Source organism: Bacillus sp. 22-7 (assembly GCF_010628845.1).
GTDB classification, from domain to species: Bacteria; Bacillota; Bacilli; order Bacillales; family Cytobacillaceae; genus Cytobacillus; species Cytobacillus firmus_B.
In genome coordinates, this window is the sequence record NZ_NJQY01000007.1 from 36599 (window position 1) to 54497 (window position 17899).

At 42.0% G+C, this 17899-nt stretch carries 18 protein-coding genes; 3 read left to right on the forward strand and 15 right to left on the reverse strand.

Annotation, left to right across the window (positions count from 1 at the left end; translation table 11 throughout):
• Window positions 1–45: 45 nt before the first annotated feature.
• The 3 genes from CE058_RS06170 to CE058_RS06180 all read right to left on the reverse strand — a co-directional run bounded on the left by CE058_RS06170 (window position 46) and on the right by CE058_RS06180 (window position 2107).
• A complete protein-coding gene (locus CE058_RS06170) occupies window positions 46–996 on the reverse strand; it encodes an NAD(P)H-dependent flavin oxidoreductase (RefSeq protein ID WP_048010139.1) in 951 nt (316 codons plus the stop codon).
• A 144-nt stretch (window positions 997–1140) separates the two neighbouring features.
• Window positions 1141–1641 carry a hypothetical protein gene (locus tag CE058_RS06175; protein ID WP_048010140.1) on the reverse strand — a complete coding sequence of 167 codons (501 nt, stop codon included), beginning with the start codon at window positions 1639–1641 and terminating at the stop codon, window positions 1141–1143.
• Window positions 1625–2107, reverse strand: a complete 483-nt coding sequence (locus CE058_RS06180; protein ID WP_163141241.1) for a hypothetical protein — start codon at window positions 2105–2107, stop codon at window positions 1625–1627. Before CE058_RS06180 ends, CE058_RS06175 begins: the two co-directional genes overlap by 17 nt.
• 144 nt (window positions 2108–2251) lie before the next feature.
• Here CE058_RS06180 and CE058_RS06185 point away from each other — a divergent pair, with 144 nt between their 5' ends.
• Window positions 2252–2776, forward strand: coding sequence for a CBO0543 family protein (locus CE058_RS06185; RefSeq protein WP_163141244.1), 525 nt, complete (start codon window positions 2252–2254; stop codon window positions 2774–2776).
• 118 nt (window positions 2777–2894) lie between these two features.
• Here the strand turns inward: CE058_RS06185 and paaX are convergent, their stop codons facing one another.
• The 12 genes from paaX to CE058_RS06245 all read right to left on the reverse strand — a co-directional run bounded on the left by paaX (window position 2895) and on the right by CE058_RS06245 (window position 15652).
• A complete protein-coding gene (gene paaX, locus CE058_RS06190; protein ID WP_163141247.1) occupies window positions 2895–3770 on the reverse strand; it encodes a phenylacetic acid degradation operon negative regulatory protein PaaX in 876 nt (291 codons plus the stop codon).
• 177 nt (window positions 3771–3947) lie between these two features.
• Window positions 3948–5144, reverse strand: a complete 1197-nt coding sequence (locus tag CE058_RS06195) for a thiolase family protein (RefSeq protein WP_163141249.1) — start codon at window positions 5142–5144, stop codon at window positions 3948–3950.
• Window positions 5141–6007 carry a 3-hydroxyacyl-CoA dehydrogenase gene (locus CE058_RS06200; RefSeq protein WP_163141252.1) on the reverse strand — a complete coding sequence of 289 codons (867 nt, stop codon included), beginning with the start codon at window positions 6005–6007 and terminating at the stop codon, window positions 5141–5143. Before CE058_RS06200 ends, CE058_RS06195 begins: the two co-directional genes overlap by 4 nt.
• Before the next feature lie 115 nt (window positions 6008–6122).
• Window positions 6123–6896, reverse strand: coding sequence for an enoyl-CoA hydratase-related protein (locus tag CE058_RS06205; protein WP_048010144.1), 774 nt, complete (start codon window positions 6894–6896; stop codon window positions 6123–6125).
• Window positions 6897–6914: 18 nt separating this feature from the next.
• A complete protein-coding gene (locus CE058_RS06210) occupies window positions 6915–7694 on the reverse strand; it encodes an enoyl-CoA hydratase-related protein (protein WP_048010145.1) in 780 nt (259 codons plus the stop codon).
• A complete protein-coding gene (locus tag CE058_RS06215) occupies window positions 7687–7995 on the reverse strand; it encodes an EthD family reductase (RefSeq protein ID WP_009334759.1) in 309 nt (102 codons plus the stop codon). Before CE058_RS06215 ends, CE058_RS06210 begins: the two co-directional genes overlap by 8 nt.
• 63 nt (window positions 7996–8058) lie before the next feature.
• Window positions 8059–8556, reverse strand: coding sequence for a 1,2-phenylacetyl-CoA epoxidase subunit PaaD (gene paaD, locus CE058_RS06220; RefSeq protein ID WP_163141255.1), 498 nt, complete (start codon window positions 8554–8556; stop codon window positions 8059–8061).
• 21 nt (window positions 8557–8577) lie between these two features.
• Entirely contained in the window at window positions 8578–9378 is an 801-nt protein-coding gene (gene paaC, locus CE058_RS06225; RefSeq protein ID WP_204260524.1) for a 1,2-phenylacetyl-CoA epoxidase subunit PaaC, read from the reverse strand.
• A 13-nt stretch (window positions 9379–9391) separates the two neighbouring features.
• Window positions 9392–9742 (reverse strand): 1,2-phenylacetyl-CoA epoxidase subunit PaaB, encoded by a 351-nt coding sequence (paaB, locus tag CE058_RS06230; protein WP_156185173.1) that lies wholly within the window; start codon window positions 9740–9742, stop codon window positions 9392–9394.
• 24 nt (window positions 9743–9766) lie between these two features.
• A complete protein-coding gene (paaA, locus tag CE058_RS06235) occupies window positions 9767–10726 on the reverse strand; it encodes a 1,2-phenylacetyl-CoA epoxidase subunit PaaA (RefSeq protein ID WP_048010149.1) in 960 nt (319 codons plus the stop codon).
• 34 nt (window positions 10727–10760) lie between these two features.
• Entirely contained in the window at window positions 10761–12068 is a 1308-nt protein-coding gene (locus tag CE058_RS06240; protein WP_163141261.1) for a phenylacetate--CoA ligase family protein, read from the reverse strand.
• Between the two features lie 197 nt (window positions 12069–12265).
• Complete coding sequence (locus CE058_RS06245; RefSeq protein WP_163141264.1) at window positions 12266–15652, reverse strand: hypothetical protein; 3387 nt, start codon at window positions 15650–15652, stop codon at window positions 12266–12268.
• A 350-nt stretch (window positions 15653–16002) separates the two neighbouring features.
• On the opposite strand from CE058_RS06245, the gene CE058_RS06250 reads away from it, so the two are divergent.
• Window positions 16003–17178: a processed acidic surface protein gene (locus CE058_RS06250; protein WP_163141267.1), complete on the forward strand. Its 1176-nt coding sequence runs from the start codon at window positions 16003–16005 to the stop codon at window positions 17176–17178.
• 5 nt (window positions 17179–17183) lie between these two features.
• Window positions 17184–17783 (forward strand): class D sortase, encoded by a 600-nt coding sequence (locus tag CE058_RS06255; RefSeq protein ID WP_163141270.1) that lies wholly within the window; start codon window positions 17184–17186, stop codon window positions 17781–17783.
• The last annotated feature ends 116 nt before the right edge of the window (window positions 17784–17899 follow it).

Sequence of the window (17899 nt, forward strand, 5' to 3'; positions counted from 1 at the left end):
AAATCATCTTTATAAAAAAGCAAGCAGGTGTTTAAAACCTGCTTGCTAGTTTAATAGCTTATTAGCCTTTTGGAGCTGAAGATCAGCATCCTCTATCATCTTATCCAAGAGCTCCTTTACGCTTGGCAGATCGGAAATCAGGCCGGCTATCTGGCCGCTGTTCATAAAACCTTCGTCACCGTTTCCATTTATCGCTCCAATTTTATGATAGTCTTCAGAAGTGAGTTTATTAAACTCATCAATAGAAATCCCTTGTTTTTCGTAACCTAATAATTTATTGGCATAACCGGTGGAAAGAACTCTTCGAATTCTGCCTACTGAACGTCCCACTATAAGGGTTTCATGATCAGATGCTTCAATGATTTTCTTTTTATATTCCGGATGAAATGGCGCTTCTTTGGTTGCTATGAATCTGGTGCCCATTTGAACACCGCTCGCCCCCAGTGCAAGCATGGCAGCAAGCCCTTTGCCATCGCCGATTCCTCCTGCTGCCACTACCGGGACTGCGACATTGCCTATTATTTGAGGAATCAATACGAGTGTAGTCGTTTCAAGAGCACTATTGATTCCTGCTGCCTCATACCCTTCCGCCGCAATGATATCAGCTCCTGCTGCCTCTGCTTTCATCGCCTGTCTTACGGAAGCAGCAACAGTTATGACCTTCACCCCATTCTCATGAAGCTTTGGAATAAAAGGAGCAGGGTTTCCGGCCGAAAGGGAAACTGCAGGAACCTTATGCTTAATGACAAGAGAAAGAATTTCCTTTACATATGGGGAGACACTTAATGCAACGTTAACAGCAAATGGCTTATCTGTTAAACTCTTAGTTTCCTCAATTATTCTTTCAACATCCTCAGGAAGCATTGTTCCTGCTCCGATCGTGCCCAGCCCGCCGGCTTCCGAAACGGCCGCTGTTAAAATGGCATTGCTTATATTCCCCATGCCGCCCTGAATAATTGGATATTTAATATTTAATATGTCTGTTAATCTATTCAATAAAATTCCTCCTTCGTTAAAATAATGTTATACTAATTTTAATAGTTTGACAATTAGGAACACATATACTTAACAATGAAGGTGCAGCTATGCCTCAAGTTAAAATGACCGTTACATGCATATCGCTGTTTTGCAGACAGACCTCTATTCAGTACGCTTTTCCATTTTTAGTGAAATTTTATAAAACATGATTTGCAGGGTTTGAACAAATGCATAAATAGGAAAAGACCAGGCCATCTGATAGCCTTTTTCATAATGAAATATGCCGAGCTTAACAGTGAACCATTCAATCAGTACAGCAAGAATAGACCAGAGGGTGACATACAGGATATTCTTATATCCATTTAGATTTAGTTTCACATATAAATAAACAAAAAAATAACTGTATGGCCCGTACAAAATATAGCTCAAAAGATCAATGATTTGATAATTCGATGTATCATTTACATCATATAAATCCCACGGCCTGATACTAATGGTATGATCGAAGAACATCCCGATAAATACGCCGATGGTGAAATGAACTGCCGTTTCCAAGCCAGATAATTTTTTGGGCAGTTTCCATATAAGAATTAGCGATATCAGTAAATTTGCTAATACAAACCATTCATTTGCGTCAAAAGCTCTTTCATATACCTTTTCCAAATTTAGTAGGCTCCTGCTTTAGATACATTATCCCCCTGGACAATCCGAGCCCGGCAATCAAAAAGGCCAAATTTCCTATGCCTGCTTTAATTAAATTCCAGTCTAAAAATGTAATTACACCGGACATCAAGCTGAAAAGATCCATTCCAAGAAGACAGATTAAGAATATGGAGAAGACACTTACCCTTTTTACGCCAGATTGAGTTTTCCAATATAAATTAATAAACATTAGAACTAGAAAGGGGCCAATAATTTCACGATGAATCAAAAAGACAATAAATAAAATAGAGTCTTCTGTTATATGAATCCACTTTAATTGAAGGGCAAGTATGGTTGTGTAATTTCGGGCTGCAATGGAAATTAGCATAAGAACCAGAGAGTTTTGCATAAAGGAAAGCTTTTTTTCTATAAAGAAAAAGAAACTTAGTGTATAAAATGCAATTACAAGAGCTGCAGGCAGAACCATAAAATCACCTTATTTGAATGGATTCTCGCGATTAATTAACTATCATCAAGAAATGTATCATAAAAATAATATTGTTTAGGAAACATATATTTATTCATTAATGCGATGTTTTATTTTTGGGATTCGTATTGAAAGAGGGATATGATGCATTTATTTTATAATTTTTTCTTTTTATTGGCGGGACTGAAATGGGGGGATTGGAGAAACTGGCGTGAATACTACCCGACTATACTTTTTTTTATTGGAGGTGATTTGTTAAAAAACTTTCTTTTTCGCAATTACCCAATGTGGCAATATAAAGAGACCATATTTGCAGAAAATATCCTTATTGGACACCCGATCATTAATCTCATGATTATGGCAATCGTGTATCCGGTAACTATTCTAATTTTCATCGGCCGTTATCCGGCTGGACTCCTCAAGCAGGCTGGATGGATTTTGCTATGGGTGTTTCTATATACCTCAATTGAATTTATCAATCTTTACTATTTGAACCTCATTGAGCATTTAAATGGCTGGTCCATTCAATGGTCGTTCTTTTTTAATGTTTTCATGTTTATTATTCTTAGGATTCATCATAATCGGCCGTTAGCAGCAGTGGGAATCGGGTTCATCTGGATTATATTTTTGTGGAAAACGTTTGAGGTGCCGATAGATCTTTTACGTTAGATTTATATAATGATACTGCGAGGAAAGCTTTAATATTTACTGATGGAAATAGATTCGATTCCTTTGTTTGCGAAAATAATTGAGCCATCCTGCTTGTCTGCAGCAAGATGGCTCTTTATCACTCTACCATATAGGGGTGATTTAATGCGTCATAATCAGCATCTCTGTTTTTCAGTTCATTTCCTTCTTTAAAAACACTTTCAAAGAATCTGGATGCGGGTTCTGCCAGTTCTTTATAATATTCACTGAATAAGGCAGCAGCATGACTGCCCAGCCACTTATCAGGCAGAAGCTCTTCAGGCAGACCAGGGTCCACAAATAGGAACTTCCGGTATTCATGCACAAGCTTCGTTCTTTCTACGAAACATTCTGCATCAGTCATATTTCCCTTCAGAATCTTATTTTTATCAATGATATATTTCTGGCTGTATTGAGAAATAAACTCCTGGTATCTTTCGTTGATTTCTGTCAGGTTCCAGCTCTTTTCTACAATTTCGATATTTTTATGCGGTCCTGCATAACGGGCAATAAAGAAATCAACATAGTTGGCAATATCATATTTCTCAATCAAATCAAATACTTGTTTCTCAAGATTATTAGCAGAGATCCAGCAGCTGCTGGACATGGATCCAAAACCGCTCCATACAAGCTCCTTGCGCAATTCATCCCTCACATTGCGTATTTCCTCCGGGATGGTATACATAAGGATGCGCCACTCGCCATCCCACTCCTCAGGCTTTAATTTAAAAATACGCTTAGCCGCTTCCTCAATCCTTTTCTGGCCTCTTGGCGTTAAGGAATAATAGCTTTTATTGCCGATCTTTTCTGCACTTACCCAACCCTGCTTATTCATCCTTGAAATAGCCGCTCTGACGGACTGGTCATTGTGCCCAAATTCACTTAAAAGCTTTATAAGACTGCCGATCCAAATTTTGCTTCCATAATGTGAAATATAATCACCATAAAGTGTGAAAATCATTGATCTCGTATTCAACTTGCCTTCATCCTCATTTCATCATGTCGGTTGAGCGGAAAAATTTCGTTATATATTATTGTACTAAAATTAGGCAGTTTTGAAAATACTTTTTCGGCATACTAAATAATTGCCTTCCTTCTCCAACGCTAAAATCGTTAAGAGCTTTAAAAACCATAGAGTATAATGCCTCTATGGTCAGCGCTCAACAATTGTTGATATCCCCTGCCCGACACCCACACACATCGTTGCCAGGCCATATTTAGAATTCCTGCGCTTCATCTCATGCAATAATGTTGTCAGGATACGTGCGCCGCTCGCCCCAAGCGGATGGCCAAATGCAATCGCTCCCCCATTCACGTTTACCCGTTCCGGATCTGCGCCCAGTTCTTTGATGCAGGCGAGGGATTGTGAAGCAAACGCTTCATTTAATTCAGTTAAATCTATATCACTCATGGCAAGTCCCGCCCTCTTTAAGGCTTTCTGAGTGGAATAAACAGGACCTGCTCCCATAATCGACGGTTCAAGCCCTGCTGCTGCGGAAACAATATAAGATCCGAGGGGCTTTAATCCCAGTTCACGGGCTTTTTCCTCAGACATCAGCAGCAATGCAGAGGCACCGTCGTTAACCCCTGAAGCATTTCCGGCCGTAACAGTTCCCCCCTGGAAGATAGGCTTTAAACTTGAGAGCTTTTCATAAGTTGTTTCCGGACGGGGATGCTCATCATGTGAAATCGTGATTTCTTTCCCTTTTTTATCCATGTATGTAACAGGAATGATTTCATCGTCAAATAACCCGTTTTCAATAGCTGATTTTGCTCTCTTCTGGCTTTCAAGTGCAAACTGGTCCTGTTCTTCTCGGGATATACCATATTTCTCTGCAACATTTTCTGCCGTCTTAGGCATGCTTTCGGCACCATACATATTCTCAAGCCTGCTGTTTGTAAATCGCCAGCCGATGGTTGTGTCATACATTTCCATATTCCCTCTTGGAAACTCGCTGCTTGGCTTTGCCATGACAAATGGTGCACGGGTCATGCTTTCCGTACCACCGGCAATAAAAATATTTCCTTCTCCTGCCAAAATAGCGCGTGCAGCATAATTAACCGCATCTAAACCAGATCCGCAAAGCCGGTTAACCGTTGAAGCAGCCACTTCGACAGGCAAACCGGCGAGCAAGGCTGCCATCCTGGCGACATTGCGATTATCTTCTCCTGCCTGATTTGCATTTCCCATTATGACCTCTTCAATTTCTGCAGGGTCCACTACGGGGTTTCTATCCAGCAGGGCCTTAATAACGATAGCTCCCAAATCATCGGGACGGATATCCTTTAACCCGCCTTTATATCTTCCAATCGGAGTTCGGACGGCATCAACGATTACTGCTTTTCTCATTGCCTGACTTCCTCTCTGGCAGTGTAATCATAAACACCTCTGCCCGTTTTACGACCAAGCCTGCCAGCTTTCACATACTGTTCAAGCAGCGGTGCCGGCCGGTATTTTTCACCCAGCTTGCTGTGAAGGTATTTTAAATTATTCAGGCGTGTATCGAGGCCGACAAGGTCGCCCAGTTCGAAGGGGCCCATGGGATAGTTCAGACCAAGCTTAATGGCTTTATCAATTTCTTCGGGAGTACCGAGACCTTCCTGGAGCATATAAAATGCCTCATTTCCCACGAGCGCGCTGATCCTGCTCGTCACAAAGCCCGGAAACTCATTTATGACGACTGTTTCTTTTCCCATTTGCTCGGCAGCATGTTTTATTAACTGTGCTGTTTCTTCGCTCGTTTCAAGCCCTTTAATAATTTCTACAAGCGGCATTTTATGGACCGGGTTAAAGAAATGCATGGCAATCACTTTGTCCGGGCGATTGGTAAAGGACCCAATCTCAGTTGGACTCATGGTAGAGGTGTTTGTTGCAAAACAGCAATGCTCTGAAGCGTGCTGATCGATCACTTCAAAAATATTTCTCTTTATATCCATCACTTCAGGGACGGCTTCAATAACAAGATCTGCTTCACTTACATGCTGTGCAATACTTACAGAATAGTTAAGCCGGTTCTTGCTTTCTTCCATATCAGCAGCTGTAATTTTCTTCCTCGCGAGCCCTTTTTCAAAGATGCTGTCAATCTCTTTTTCCGCACGGATTAATTGCTCCTGGCTGATATCTACAATGGTTGTATGGAAGCCCCCGACTGCACTTACATACGCAATCCCGCGCCCCATGACACCTGAACCGATCACGACAATATTTTTCAAGGTATACTCCTCCTTTCAGTTTAAAAAAAGACGAGCACCCGATACGAGATGCTCGCAAACCATATAACGGGCAAATATTCTAAAAGTAATTCTAAGTTTTATAGTTTTATAAAGGTTATTTCCCTTGAAACACAGGCTTCCGCTTTTGCATAAATGCCGCTACACCCTCTTTATGATCAAGAGTAAGGCCCGCAATCCGCTGTCCTTGTGCATCCCGCTCCAGACTTTCTTCCAGAGTTGAATCCCAGCTCGCTTTCAGGTTTTTCTTGATTACAGCAATCGCCGCTGTCGGCATACTGGCAAGCCTTTCTGCAAAAGCAGTTATTTCAGCCTGCCATTGCTCCATAGGAATTACCTTAGTAGCAAGGCCCAGCTCTTTGGCTTCCTCTGCATTAATTTTTTCACCAAGCACAGCAAGCTCCATAGCTTTGGCATGACCGATAAGTTTTGGCAGAAAGTATAGATTGCCGGCATCAGGCACAAGCCCGACATGAATAAAAGCTTCTAAAAAACTGGCTTTTTCAGACAGGAGCCTGAAATCGCAGGCTAACGCAAGACTCATTCCGGCACCTGCTGCCACCCCATTAACAGCCGCGATAATAGGTTTTTCGCATCTATGAATCTCCATCACCATTGGATTATAGAACTGCCGAAGAACCTCACCATGATCCATGTCCTCATTTACACCCTGAAGATCCTGGCCGGAGCAGAATGCACGTCCTTCACCTGTAATGACAAGACATCTGACTTCTTTATCTCTGCTTGCCTGTTTTACGGAATGCTGAACCTCTTTATTCAGCTGTTCGGTGAACGCATTCAGCTTATCCGGCCGGTTTAAGGTAATCCATGCTACACCGTTTCCGACCTCGTATTTAACAGTTTCAAACATTCGCTATGTACACCTCCTCTACTTTCCTTTAAAATGAGGCTTGCGTTTTTCAATAAAGGCATTCATTCCTTCTTTTTGATCTTCTGTCGAGAATAATAGGTAAAAATTCTTTCTTTCGAATTCCATTCCTTCATTTAAAGGAGTGTCAACTGCCTTTAGGACCGCTTCTTTTATGAGGCGTATGGCGATTGGCGCCTGGCTGGAAATATGCTCAGCCGCTTTCATTGTTTCTTCCATCAGAAGCTCTTCTGCTATAAGCTGGTTGACGATGCCGTGGTGAAGCGCTTCCCTCGCCGAGATTCTTTTGCCGGTAAAAAGCCATTCCATTGCTTTCGTTTTTCCGACAAGCTTAGTAAGCCTTTGCGTGCCGCCTGCACCAGGCATAACGCCAAGGTTCACCTCCGGAAACCCAAATTCAGCATTATCCGCCGCATAAAGCAAATCACAGCATAACGCTAGCTCAAAGCCTCCGCCAAGGGCAAAGCCCTGCACCGCTCCGATAATCGGTTTCTTGATCATGGCCAGCCGATCCCAATCTTTAAATTGATTGCGAAGCTCAAAATCGATCGCATGATCATTTGCCATTTCATCAATGTCTGCCCCGGCTGCAAAGGCTCTTCCATTGCCGCTTAATACGATGGCCTTGACGGTTGAGTCTGCCTCAAAGCCCTCCATTGCAGCAAGAATCTCTGAAACCATCGTGCGATTAATAGCATTTAGAACCTTGGGCCGGTTCAAAACGATTAATCCAAGTTTTCCTTGCTGTGAAACTTCAATGGTTTCATAGCTTTTACTCATCTGCTTCCTCACCGATCATAAGTGTGATAATATCACCTGCAAATTTCATGGCGTCTTTGCCTGATGCCTTGCCTTCGTCTGTTCTCATGGCTTCCTGCAATGCTTCATGGCTGTCATAGTACATTTCGCACATCAAATAGTACTTCCCTTCGCCTCCCATAGGGCTGCCCACAATTTTTGTAACTTCCATTTTTCGGAGACCCGGAATTTTGGCTGTAAGGGGCGCGTGCGTGTTAAAATAATGATCATCAAATGCCTCCTTATTTTCAGGATGCTTATAAAGAGCGATTAATTTTACCATTTGTCAACTTCCTCTCAATTTTTAATAGTTTTACGTATTGGATTTTATTTTTAAAGATACCTGCTACATCATAGTCGATACTGGTTTCATAGCTTCAAAAGGGTTCTTGCAGGATTTGCAGTATAAGATGCTGCGGCAGGCTGTGGGGCCAAAAAGGTTATCCATCGTCGTGTATGCGGACCCGCAAAAAGGACAATCCACATGCCATTCGCCCGTTTCACTTATGAATTTTGGAGGTGGCGCGATCCCGAATTCCTTTAGCTTTATCCTGCCTGTCTCTGTTACCCGGTCAGACGTCCATGGCGGATGATAGATAAACTGGACTTCTATTTTTTCAAAAATCCCTGCTTTCCTCAGCTCGCCTTCAACGTTTTTTTGAATAATATCCAGGGCAGGGCATCCCATAAAAGTAGGCAGCAGTTTAATCAAAACTGACTGACCCTCCACCTTAATCTGTTCTACCATTCCTAAATCAACGATTGAAATGGTATCTATTTCAGGGTCTTTAACATTATGAAGCGCTTCTAACACGTTTTTTAGCAATATTTGATCCTGCTCCATTTACATCACCCTTTAGAAAACTTACCAGCTTGCAGCTGGATTTATGTTATATACCTCGCTCAAAGTGGATAAAGCGTCATCAAGGTCGGCAGTATGCTCTCCTATTCGTCCGTTTCCAGTCTTCATAGCCAGGTCTGCTTCTGAGACTGCCAGTTTGACAGATTCAAAAACAGGCTTCATGATAAACAGCCAGCGCTGCTTTAAAACGTCTTCCTTGTCAATGAGGCCATGTTCAGCCATTTCTTTTGCCAGGGGTCCCAAATTCAGGACTCCTTCGAAATCCGCTAATACCCTTCCAATGGCCGCTTCCATTCTCGTTCTGGCTTCCCCGCCAGCCTGCATCAGCTGTATAAACCATGTTTTCCAGTGAAGAAGGTGGTAATAAAGCTCCATATTGACCTTTAATGCCACTTCGGCTAAAGGCTGATAAGAAGAGTTTTTCAGAGAATCCATTCTGATTTTTTTCGCTTGGGCATAAAAATAATTTCTTACAACCGCAAATGCCCAGTCATATTGTGCTGAAGACAGATAATGACCTGGTCCATTTACCAATTCCAAAAGGACTGCATTTCTCCTTTCAGATGTTTTTCTTGCATGAGCAAGACTGTCTACATTGCCTTCCCCGAGATCAGCCAGCAGCTGATAAAACATGGCCGCATGGCCCATGGTATCCTGGCTGATGGATGAAAAGGCGACATCCTCCTCTATGTGAGGCGCCAGGCCAAGCCACTCTGATCCACGGTAGGCAAGAATGAAATCATCGTCAGCCAGCTGATACAATAATGATGTCAGTGGCGGCTTAATCTTAGCGTCGATAGGCATATTTCCTGCTGGCTCAGTCACCTTTCTTCATCCCTCCCCATGAAAGTATTTCCTTTTCATCAAGCATTTCCTGCTCATAGTGGCGCCACTTTTTCTTCAGATAGCCATATCCTTTTGTCGTGCGGTATTCTTTGTTGTCCAGACGCTGAAGTGATTGCTTTTCTTCCGGAGTCATCTTCCGGATATCAGAGCGTTTGACGACCCAGATATCAGCAGCCGGCTCTCTCCTCATAAAATTTTCCTGCGCCATGACGAGTGCAAGCTCCCGATTTGGCGCCAGCAGGGAAAATTGATATTGCAGAGGCGAGGTATCTGTTCTTTGACTAAAAACTTCATATTCCTGATAAAATCCTTCGTTACCCAAAGGTACCCCTCCCATCTGAACGGTTTAGTTTGCAGTATTGAGAGCTTCACGCACCCATTTGTTAGTATCATAAGCTGTGCGCCGGAGGCCGAGCCGCTCTTGAGATTTTGGCCCATTATTTTTAATAATGTCCTTGAACCTATTCCAATCAGGCTGCTTATAAACCCAAAGCTCCCGCTCCTGATCGAAATGCATCGTCTCGTCCGGCAGAGTGAGGCCAAGCGAGAGAACTCGGGGAATATATTTTGTAAAAAAGTCCTGTCTTAAGTCTTCGTTCGTCTTTGTCCGAATTCTGTATTTTATCGTTGTGTCCTGTTTGGAAGTGCCTGTTGTAGAAGCATCACCCGGGCCAAAGAACATTAACAGCGCTTCCCACCATCGGTTAACCGCATCCTGAACCATCGCTCTTTGCTCGCCGGTTCCTTCAGCCAGGGCCATAATTATGGCTTCACCATGCTGGGCATGAAAAACCTCCTCCGCGCAAATTCTCTTAAGTGCTCTTGCATAAGGTCCGTAAGAGGCGTTAAGCATATTGGTCTGGGTAATGATCGCTGCACCGTCAACCAGCCAGCCAATCAGACCGGCATCCCCCCATGTTGGTGCTTCCATATGAAAGACATTATGGAATTTCAGTCTGCCGCTGAATAAATCCTGCATAATATCTTCACGGTTTTTGCCGAGGGGCTTCATTAAATCCTCCGCAACACGAAGCAGCAGCTGACCATGTCCCATCTCATCCTGTACCTTTGCCATGATGCCCAGCTTGCGTTTTAATGAAGGAGCTTTCGGCACCCATTCCTTTTCAGGAAGTGCTCCCATAATTTCACTGATACCATGCATTGAAATTAATTTGATTAATGTCATTCGATAATCTTCCGGCATCCAATCATCCGCTTCAATTTTTTCTCCTGCATTAATGCGTTTCATGAACTGCTCATATTTTTGTTCTTCCGTCATTTCTTGAAAGAAAAGAGCTTCTGACATGTGTTTCACCCCCAGTGAGTTTAAAATAGTTCATTCAGGTTACTGCATTTTCCACTGCCGGGCTTACAACCCTGACAGCTTTCCCTTCCGATCTCGGCAGCGTTTTGGGCGGATGGAGAACAAGTCTGATGGTAATAAAGCAGTTTTGTTTCAATGCTTCCTGAATCTTCTTTTTTACAAATTCCGCTTCTCCCATATCCCTATAAAACTCTTCGCTCCATTCAGCATGAAGCTCTAAAACTTTTAAGCTTCCCTTTTTATGCACGTGGATTTGATAATGGGGAGCAAGCTCAGGCACTTGAAGAATACACCGTTCAATTTCGGACGGAAAGATGTTTACACCATTAACGCTGAGCATATCGTCAATGCGGCCTTTCACACGGCTCATGCGGATCGTGGTTCTTCCGCACGCACATTTCTCTTTTGAAAGGGAGGCGATGTCCCCAGTCCGATAGCGGATGACAGGAAAAGCTTCCTTCGTTAAACTGGTAAAAACAAGCTCACCTTCTTCTCCGCTTGGAAGCGGTGTCATTTTTATTGGATCGATCACCTCTGCAAAAAAGTGATCCTCTGCAATGTGCAGCCCATCCTGAGCTTCATGGCATTCCATAGCTATGCCCGGTCCCAGCACTTCACTCAACCCATAAATATCGCATGCTTTAATCCCAAGCTTAGCTTCAAGTGCTTTCCGCATTTCTTCAGACCAGGGTTCAGCCCCAAATATCCCAAATTTTAATGATGTACTTGCCGGCTCGATTCCCCGCTCCTCCATCTTCTCTGCTAAATTGAGAACATATGAAGGAGTTCCGCAAATAACCTCCGGCTTAAAGTCCTGAATCAGCATAATTTGTCTCTCTGTGTTTCCTCCAGAAACAGGTACGGTTGCCATGCCAAGCTGTTCGCTGCCATAATGCAGGCCCAATCCGCCGGTAAACAGCCCGTACCCATAAGCATTATGCAATATCTGACCAGGTTCCCCTCCTCCAATGGAGATTGCCCTGGCTATCAGATTGCTCCACATTTCGATGTCATTCCGGGTGTAGCCCACTACAGTCGGCTTTCCGCTCGTTCCTGATGAAGCGTGCAGACGCACAATTTCTTTTTTATCCACAGCAAAAAGCCCGAATGGGTAATGTTCCCGCAAATCTGCTTTCACAGTAAAGGGCAGCTTTTGAATATCATCCAGGCTGGTAACGTCTTGAGGCGCAATATTACTTTCCAAAAACTTTTTCCGATAAAAAGGCACATGGTTATATACTCTCTCCACTGTCTGCCTGAGCCGGTCCAGCTGCAATTCCTCTATCATATCGCGGCTTTCCGTTTCAATATCATGCAGAATCAAGACATGACCTCCCAGAATATTAGGATAATAATTTAATATAACGTTTAAATATCGTTAGATAAAATAAGTGTTATATATTTAACACAAAGATACCGTGTAAATAGGAAAAAGTCAACTTATTTTCTGAAAATTTACTTTTTTATTTTAAAGTTAATAAAAAGACCTAGCCCATATAATGGAGGGCTAGGTTAAATTTCTCAGGACCATTCTTTTAACTTATTTACTATGTTATTTTTCCATTTAGAAATTAAAGGCTCTTCACCTTTTGCTGTTTTCTGTTTCTGCCATTCATTATAGCTTGCTGCAGAAATGAGAATAGAGCCTGCGATTAAAAGGTATGCCCACCAAGGGAGGTTCCCCCAATACGGTCTGGTTTGAAGCAGTACATTCAGGAGCAGAACCCCGGAACCTACAAAGAAATAAGACTTTACCCTCCAAAAAGTGCCGGCCAGCATCGAGGTTAGCGAGAGCGTACCGACTATAAGTGCATCATAAACCGTATTACTTGAAAGAGCATCCTGCACAAGCAGCAACGATACTGCTATGAGAACTCCCCACTGAATTTTACTGGTCAGCTTTGAGTACTGCCCCTTCAGGACTTTCCTGACAAAAATAATCAGGATGATCCAAGGGAGAACATATGCCTCTCTAAAAAAAAGATCCGGTATTTCAATATTCCTTAATACACTATAATATGGCTCCAGTAATACTGCTCCTGCCAGCAATTCAGGGAGCCTATAGTATTTAGATGCCACTCTGCTCCTCTGAAAAAATAAAAATGCGCTGATCAGGAGTCCAGGGAGAACTTCCGCCCATAGGGAAACCGCCGGAAAAAGATAAGCGGTAAGCAAAAATAGCAGGGAAATAATTGTGTAGCTATCAGCTTTTTTGCCCATGAAAATTTTGGCATATACCATTTTGCCGGTGAAAACCGCAGCCATACCGAAGCCAGCGGAAATCACAATTTTCATATCTGGAGCAATACCGTTAATGAATAAGAATTTAAGTACTGCTGCATACAGTAAAAACAATGGAATAGCACCTAATATATCAAGCTTGGTTCTATGCATATATAAGATTAACCCTGCTGCATAGATAATAGATACGATAAACGGGAGAACTCCAAAGGGATAGGACGCCAGAAAAGCCAATAACCCAATCACAGACCAGGGTATAAAAAAGTAAACACTCCTCTGTTTATCCTGAGTTTTACCAGTCATCCAGAATAAGAGTACGACACAGCTGACTGATAATATAGCATACTCACTATAGCTCTCCTCCCAAATATGCCCCATACCTGTCAAAATCACCATAAACAAAGTCATAAATGAGCTGTAGAGGAATATCTTTTCTTTCCACTCATTAGCAGAAACCTTGAAACTGATCCAATAGACTGCCAGGGTGGCTATAAATGGCCAGATACTATCTTCCCTGTAAAGGATAAATGTTAGGATCATGGCAAAAGGCATGAAGATATGGCCAATCCAGCTGAACCCTCTTGCCAGGACAACGTCTTTTTTAGAAATATAAAAAGCCGCACCAAGCAGGATCCATGCCCCCAGCGGAAATTGAACCCAATTAAAAAATGTAAAGTTAAATGGTAAACCAATCAAAATCATAAAGTAAGTAAAAAGTGAAATCGATGCTGTCACAAACGGAATCCAGCTTTGCTTATGGAATTGATATAGGGCAAGGTACATTATTATACCGCCTATAAATACTGCAGGTCTCATCCAAACTTCATTGATCGTCAAAGCAGCCGCTGTAAACAGTGAGATTGTATAAAATCCCAGCGAGATTAAAAACACGTTTTTGGCTTGAGTTTTGTGCCCCTTCTTAGAAAGGATGACATAAAGGATAAGGAGGGCTATACTTGCCATTACGGTATTCATGGCCATACCCAGCTCATTCTGATAAAAGCTTGAGTAACTTCGCAGATGTTCACCATAAAACATAAAGGCAAACCCGATTGACAATGGAATAGCCCAGGGAATCGTTTCTGTATAAAAAATCCGATTTTCAGCCTTATTCATGAGGTACAGGACAAAGCTGAAGATTAATAGCACGGTGCCTGCAGCAAGCCAATCGAGAAGTCCTGCAGCTATCACAGCCGAAAACAGCATAATACTGACAGCCACATCGCGTGAGCTTGATTCCACGACTTTAATTAGCGGATATTTAAGCAGATACCCGAAACTGATAAAAAGCACAAAGCCAATGAAGAAAACAGGTAAAGATAGATTGTTGAACGGGAGGGCTTTATCCAGCATAAGAACTGCTTGGAATAGGGCAGAAGCTAAAAATACAGGTGCCAGGTAAGCAAACAGCCTGTTTCCCATAATATTTGCCAAATATATAAACTGCCCCGCGAGTATTGTATAAGCCAGCAGCAGTGATAAAGAGGGTTCCCCGGCCGTTAACAGGATTCCTTCGATTGAAATATAAAGAAAAGCAAGTAGCGCAACTCCTGCACTGGTCAGTCTGAAAATCTTCTCCCAGGAATATTGCTTATCCATTACCATAGGAACAAACAGAAAACCAATTCCTGCAAGCGCATAGAAAACCGGGCCAGCTGCATTTAACATACTGTTTTCAATCAGCTGATAGGCACCATAGACAATCAGTAAGCTGAAGACGAAATGAAACTCCTTCCTGCCTGTTACATACACCATTGATAAATAAACGGCTGCAGTCAGCAGGATATTCACACTGTAAAAAACATGGCTATTGAAAAAGATAAGCATCAATAAAGTGGAGATCACTAAATTGATTTGAGCAAAGTAAACCATTTCTCTTGTAAATAATTTAAGGAAAGTATGCTTTTTTATGCGATGAAAGGCTGCAGACAGAAGAGCATTAAAAATCATTAAACCTAGATAAAAACTGTCATTTTCAAGGCTGAATGCTGCCAGGATATAACCTGCACATGCAGTCAGGGCAATAAAAGCAAACCAGACAAAAAGACGGGAATTCAGTTTCTTAGCAAATATACCGTATATTGGAAAGATCAATAAGCTGCCAGCCGCTCCAAGTATATAGCGTCCTTCCCCATAAAAGGAAAGATATGGGCCAAGCAGTTCAAACCAGCCGACAGACAAAATAAATATTGGCAAAAATAAACTCCCAAGAACAATGAAAGCAAACGATGTTCTTTCAATTTTCAGCAGCTTTCCGGAAATAAACGCAAAGCCATAGAAAAGAAGGGAAACCACTGCAATGGATGCACTTCTCATATAATTCGACATTGTCGCCCAGTTGCTTGTTGCAACAAAAAGTCCGCCGATCAGGAGCAGGATGACTCCAATATTCAGCAGCCAGGAAATGTTCCTTTCACGGATTTCTTCCTGAGATAACTTCTTTTTCACAGTTTTTTTTGCCGGCTGAATGGGCTTTAGTCTGATTTCTTCTGCAGCATTTACAGCCTTTATGTGCTCTCTTTTCATCTCTTCAAGGTCCTGATAGTACTGATGATGGGCTTTCATAGTCATTTCATAATGTTCTGGTGAAATATAGTCCTTCTCTTTCAATTTAGTGAGTTCAGCATGAAATATGTCGTGATGATCTTTTTCTGTCTGTGGGTTCAAAGGATCCACCTCTTTTAGTTATAATCGGTTCTTTTAGTGTAATATTACACACATAAAACAAATTAATCAATCCCTGATTTGGCATTTATTACTTCGCAGGGAAGTGTATTTAAACTTTATTTAATTACAGGAAGAAATGGTGCATTAAGGAACTTCACGCACAGTTTTGTTCTGAATTCTATGCCCCCAATTATTAAATCCCTTGATAAACAAGGATTTCTTCCGTCCCTTTCTGCTGCAAAAAAACCAAATATTATAGCTAATAAAATCCCAAATAACAATTCTATCCGAAAAATATTTTTTCCATTATATTATTCTAGAATTAATTATCTTATTTGGAGGAACCACCATTGAAAAGACTAAGTATTGTTATAGCATTGATCTTTTTGTTGAGCCTGTTTCCGGCTGTCAGCCTGGCAGCTCCAAGCAATGCGGAAGTGACAAAATTCCTGAAGGAAACAAATTGGTCTGAAAAAGGCTTAAATGACCATCTGGAATACTTTTGGGATATGAGTATTGAAGATTTCGAGACAATCGAAGAAATGATTGAATATCTTGGTGAGCCTATTACTGAAGAAAACCTTCAGCAGCTGCTGGCTGACTATGGTTTTGAAAATGAGGAAGAATTAACGGCATTGCTGGTCGAGAACGGAGAAATGGAACCAACTGATGATGTTAGCGATGTGTTTAGATATTTTGATGCATTGGATTCAACTGTTTCTTTTTTAACCTATACAGGCACTGAAATTAACGACGAAACTCTTCAGCAGCTATTAAATGATTACGGACTTACAAAAGAAGAGCTCCTTTCTCTGCTTGAGGAGAACGATGACTCCCTTGAAAACTACGAATATATTGAGGATCTTGATATCATGGTTTCCATTTATATGGGCGGCGATGAAATGCCCGGTGATGACGAAATGACTCAAATTCTTGGAGATATAGATCTTACCGATGAAGAACTTGAAGCATTATTTGCACATTTTATGACTCTGGATTTCGAAGATCCAGAATTGCTTGATAAAATGATGGATCTTGAAAGCCGGTTAATGGCATTTGGCGAGTTTGACAGTGCCGATGACTTAACAGAAGCAGAAATTGCTGAACTAATCAGCATTATGCAGGAAATGATGAATCTGTTCCAGCTTGATGCCGAGTTTTACCTATTTAAAGATGGTGAAAAAATCCATTTAACAACAGCTGAAATGATTGCTTTAGAAGATACAAATGGCTACGACATGCTTATAGAGCTATATAATACACAAGGCCAGTTCCTGGCAGATATGATTATTACAGCTGACATGTTCAGTTCGGAGCTGATAGAGGACACAGTGACCGATTTGGATCAGGCCGAAACGGTAATTAAAAAACAAGATCCTGGTAAAGTAAAACAGGCTTCAAAGCCTGTAAAAACTGTGAAAGGCGGAAAACTGCCAAACACAGCAGGAAACTATATTGAAGGAGTAATAGCAGGCATTGGACTTCTCCTAATTGGGATTGCCATTTTACTCAGACGGAAAGTGTAAGAGGCGTGAAAAGAAAACTCACGTTAAAAGGAGTTATTGGTCTGGCTTTTATTTTGGGTGGGGTTTGGCTTGCCGCTTCAAATCTTATGCCATATTTGAATGATCAAAAGACTTCAGCCCATATAGCTCCCCCGAGCAGCAATGTAAAAACAGAAGTGAAGGCCGCACAAAAAACGGAGCCTCATAACCTTTACAATGTCCGTCCTAAAATGGGCGAAGAAATGGGTGTCCTGTCAATACCGAAGATATCAGCGGATTTGCCAATCTTCCATGGCACTAATGAAGATGAACTGGAAAAAGGCGTTGGCCATTATGCAGGCAGCGTCCTTCCTGGAGAAGAAGATAATTCTGTCCTGTCCGGCCACCGGGATACCGTCTTTCGTAAACTTGGCGAAGTAGAGATAGGTGATCTGCTTGTCGTGAATACTTCAGCCGGAGAGTTCACTTATAAGGTGCGTAAAATCAGGATTGTCGATGCAGACGACAGAACAGTTATTGTTCCTAAACCTAGAGCAACTCTGACTGTAACCACCTGTTACCCATTTAATTTTATTGGAGATGCGCCACAGAGATACATTCTGATTGGGGATCTTGTTAGAAAGTGAAAAGCCCGCTAATCAGGCGGGCTCAGGGGGGGAGGCCGATTCCGGCCTTCCTTTTATCGCAGTCTAACGGGCAGTAAGACCACCATTTCAAGACTCAGAGGAATCAAAGGAGGATA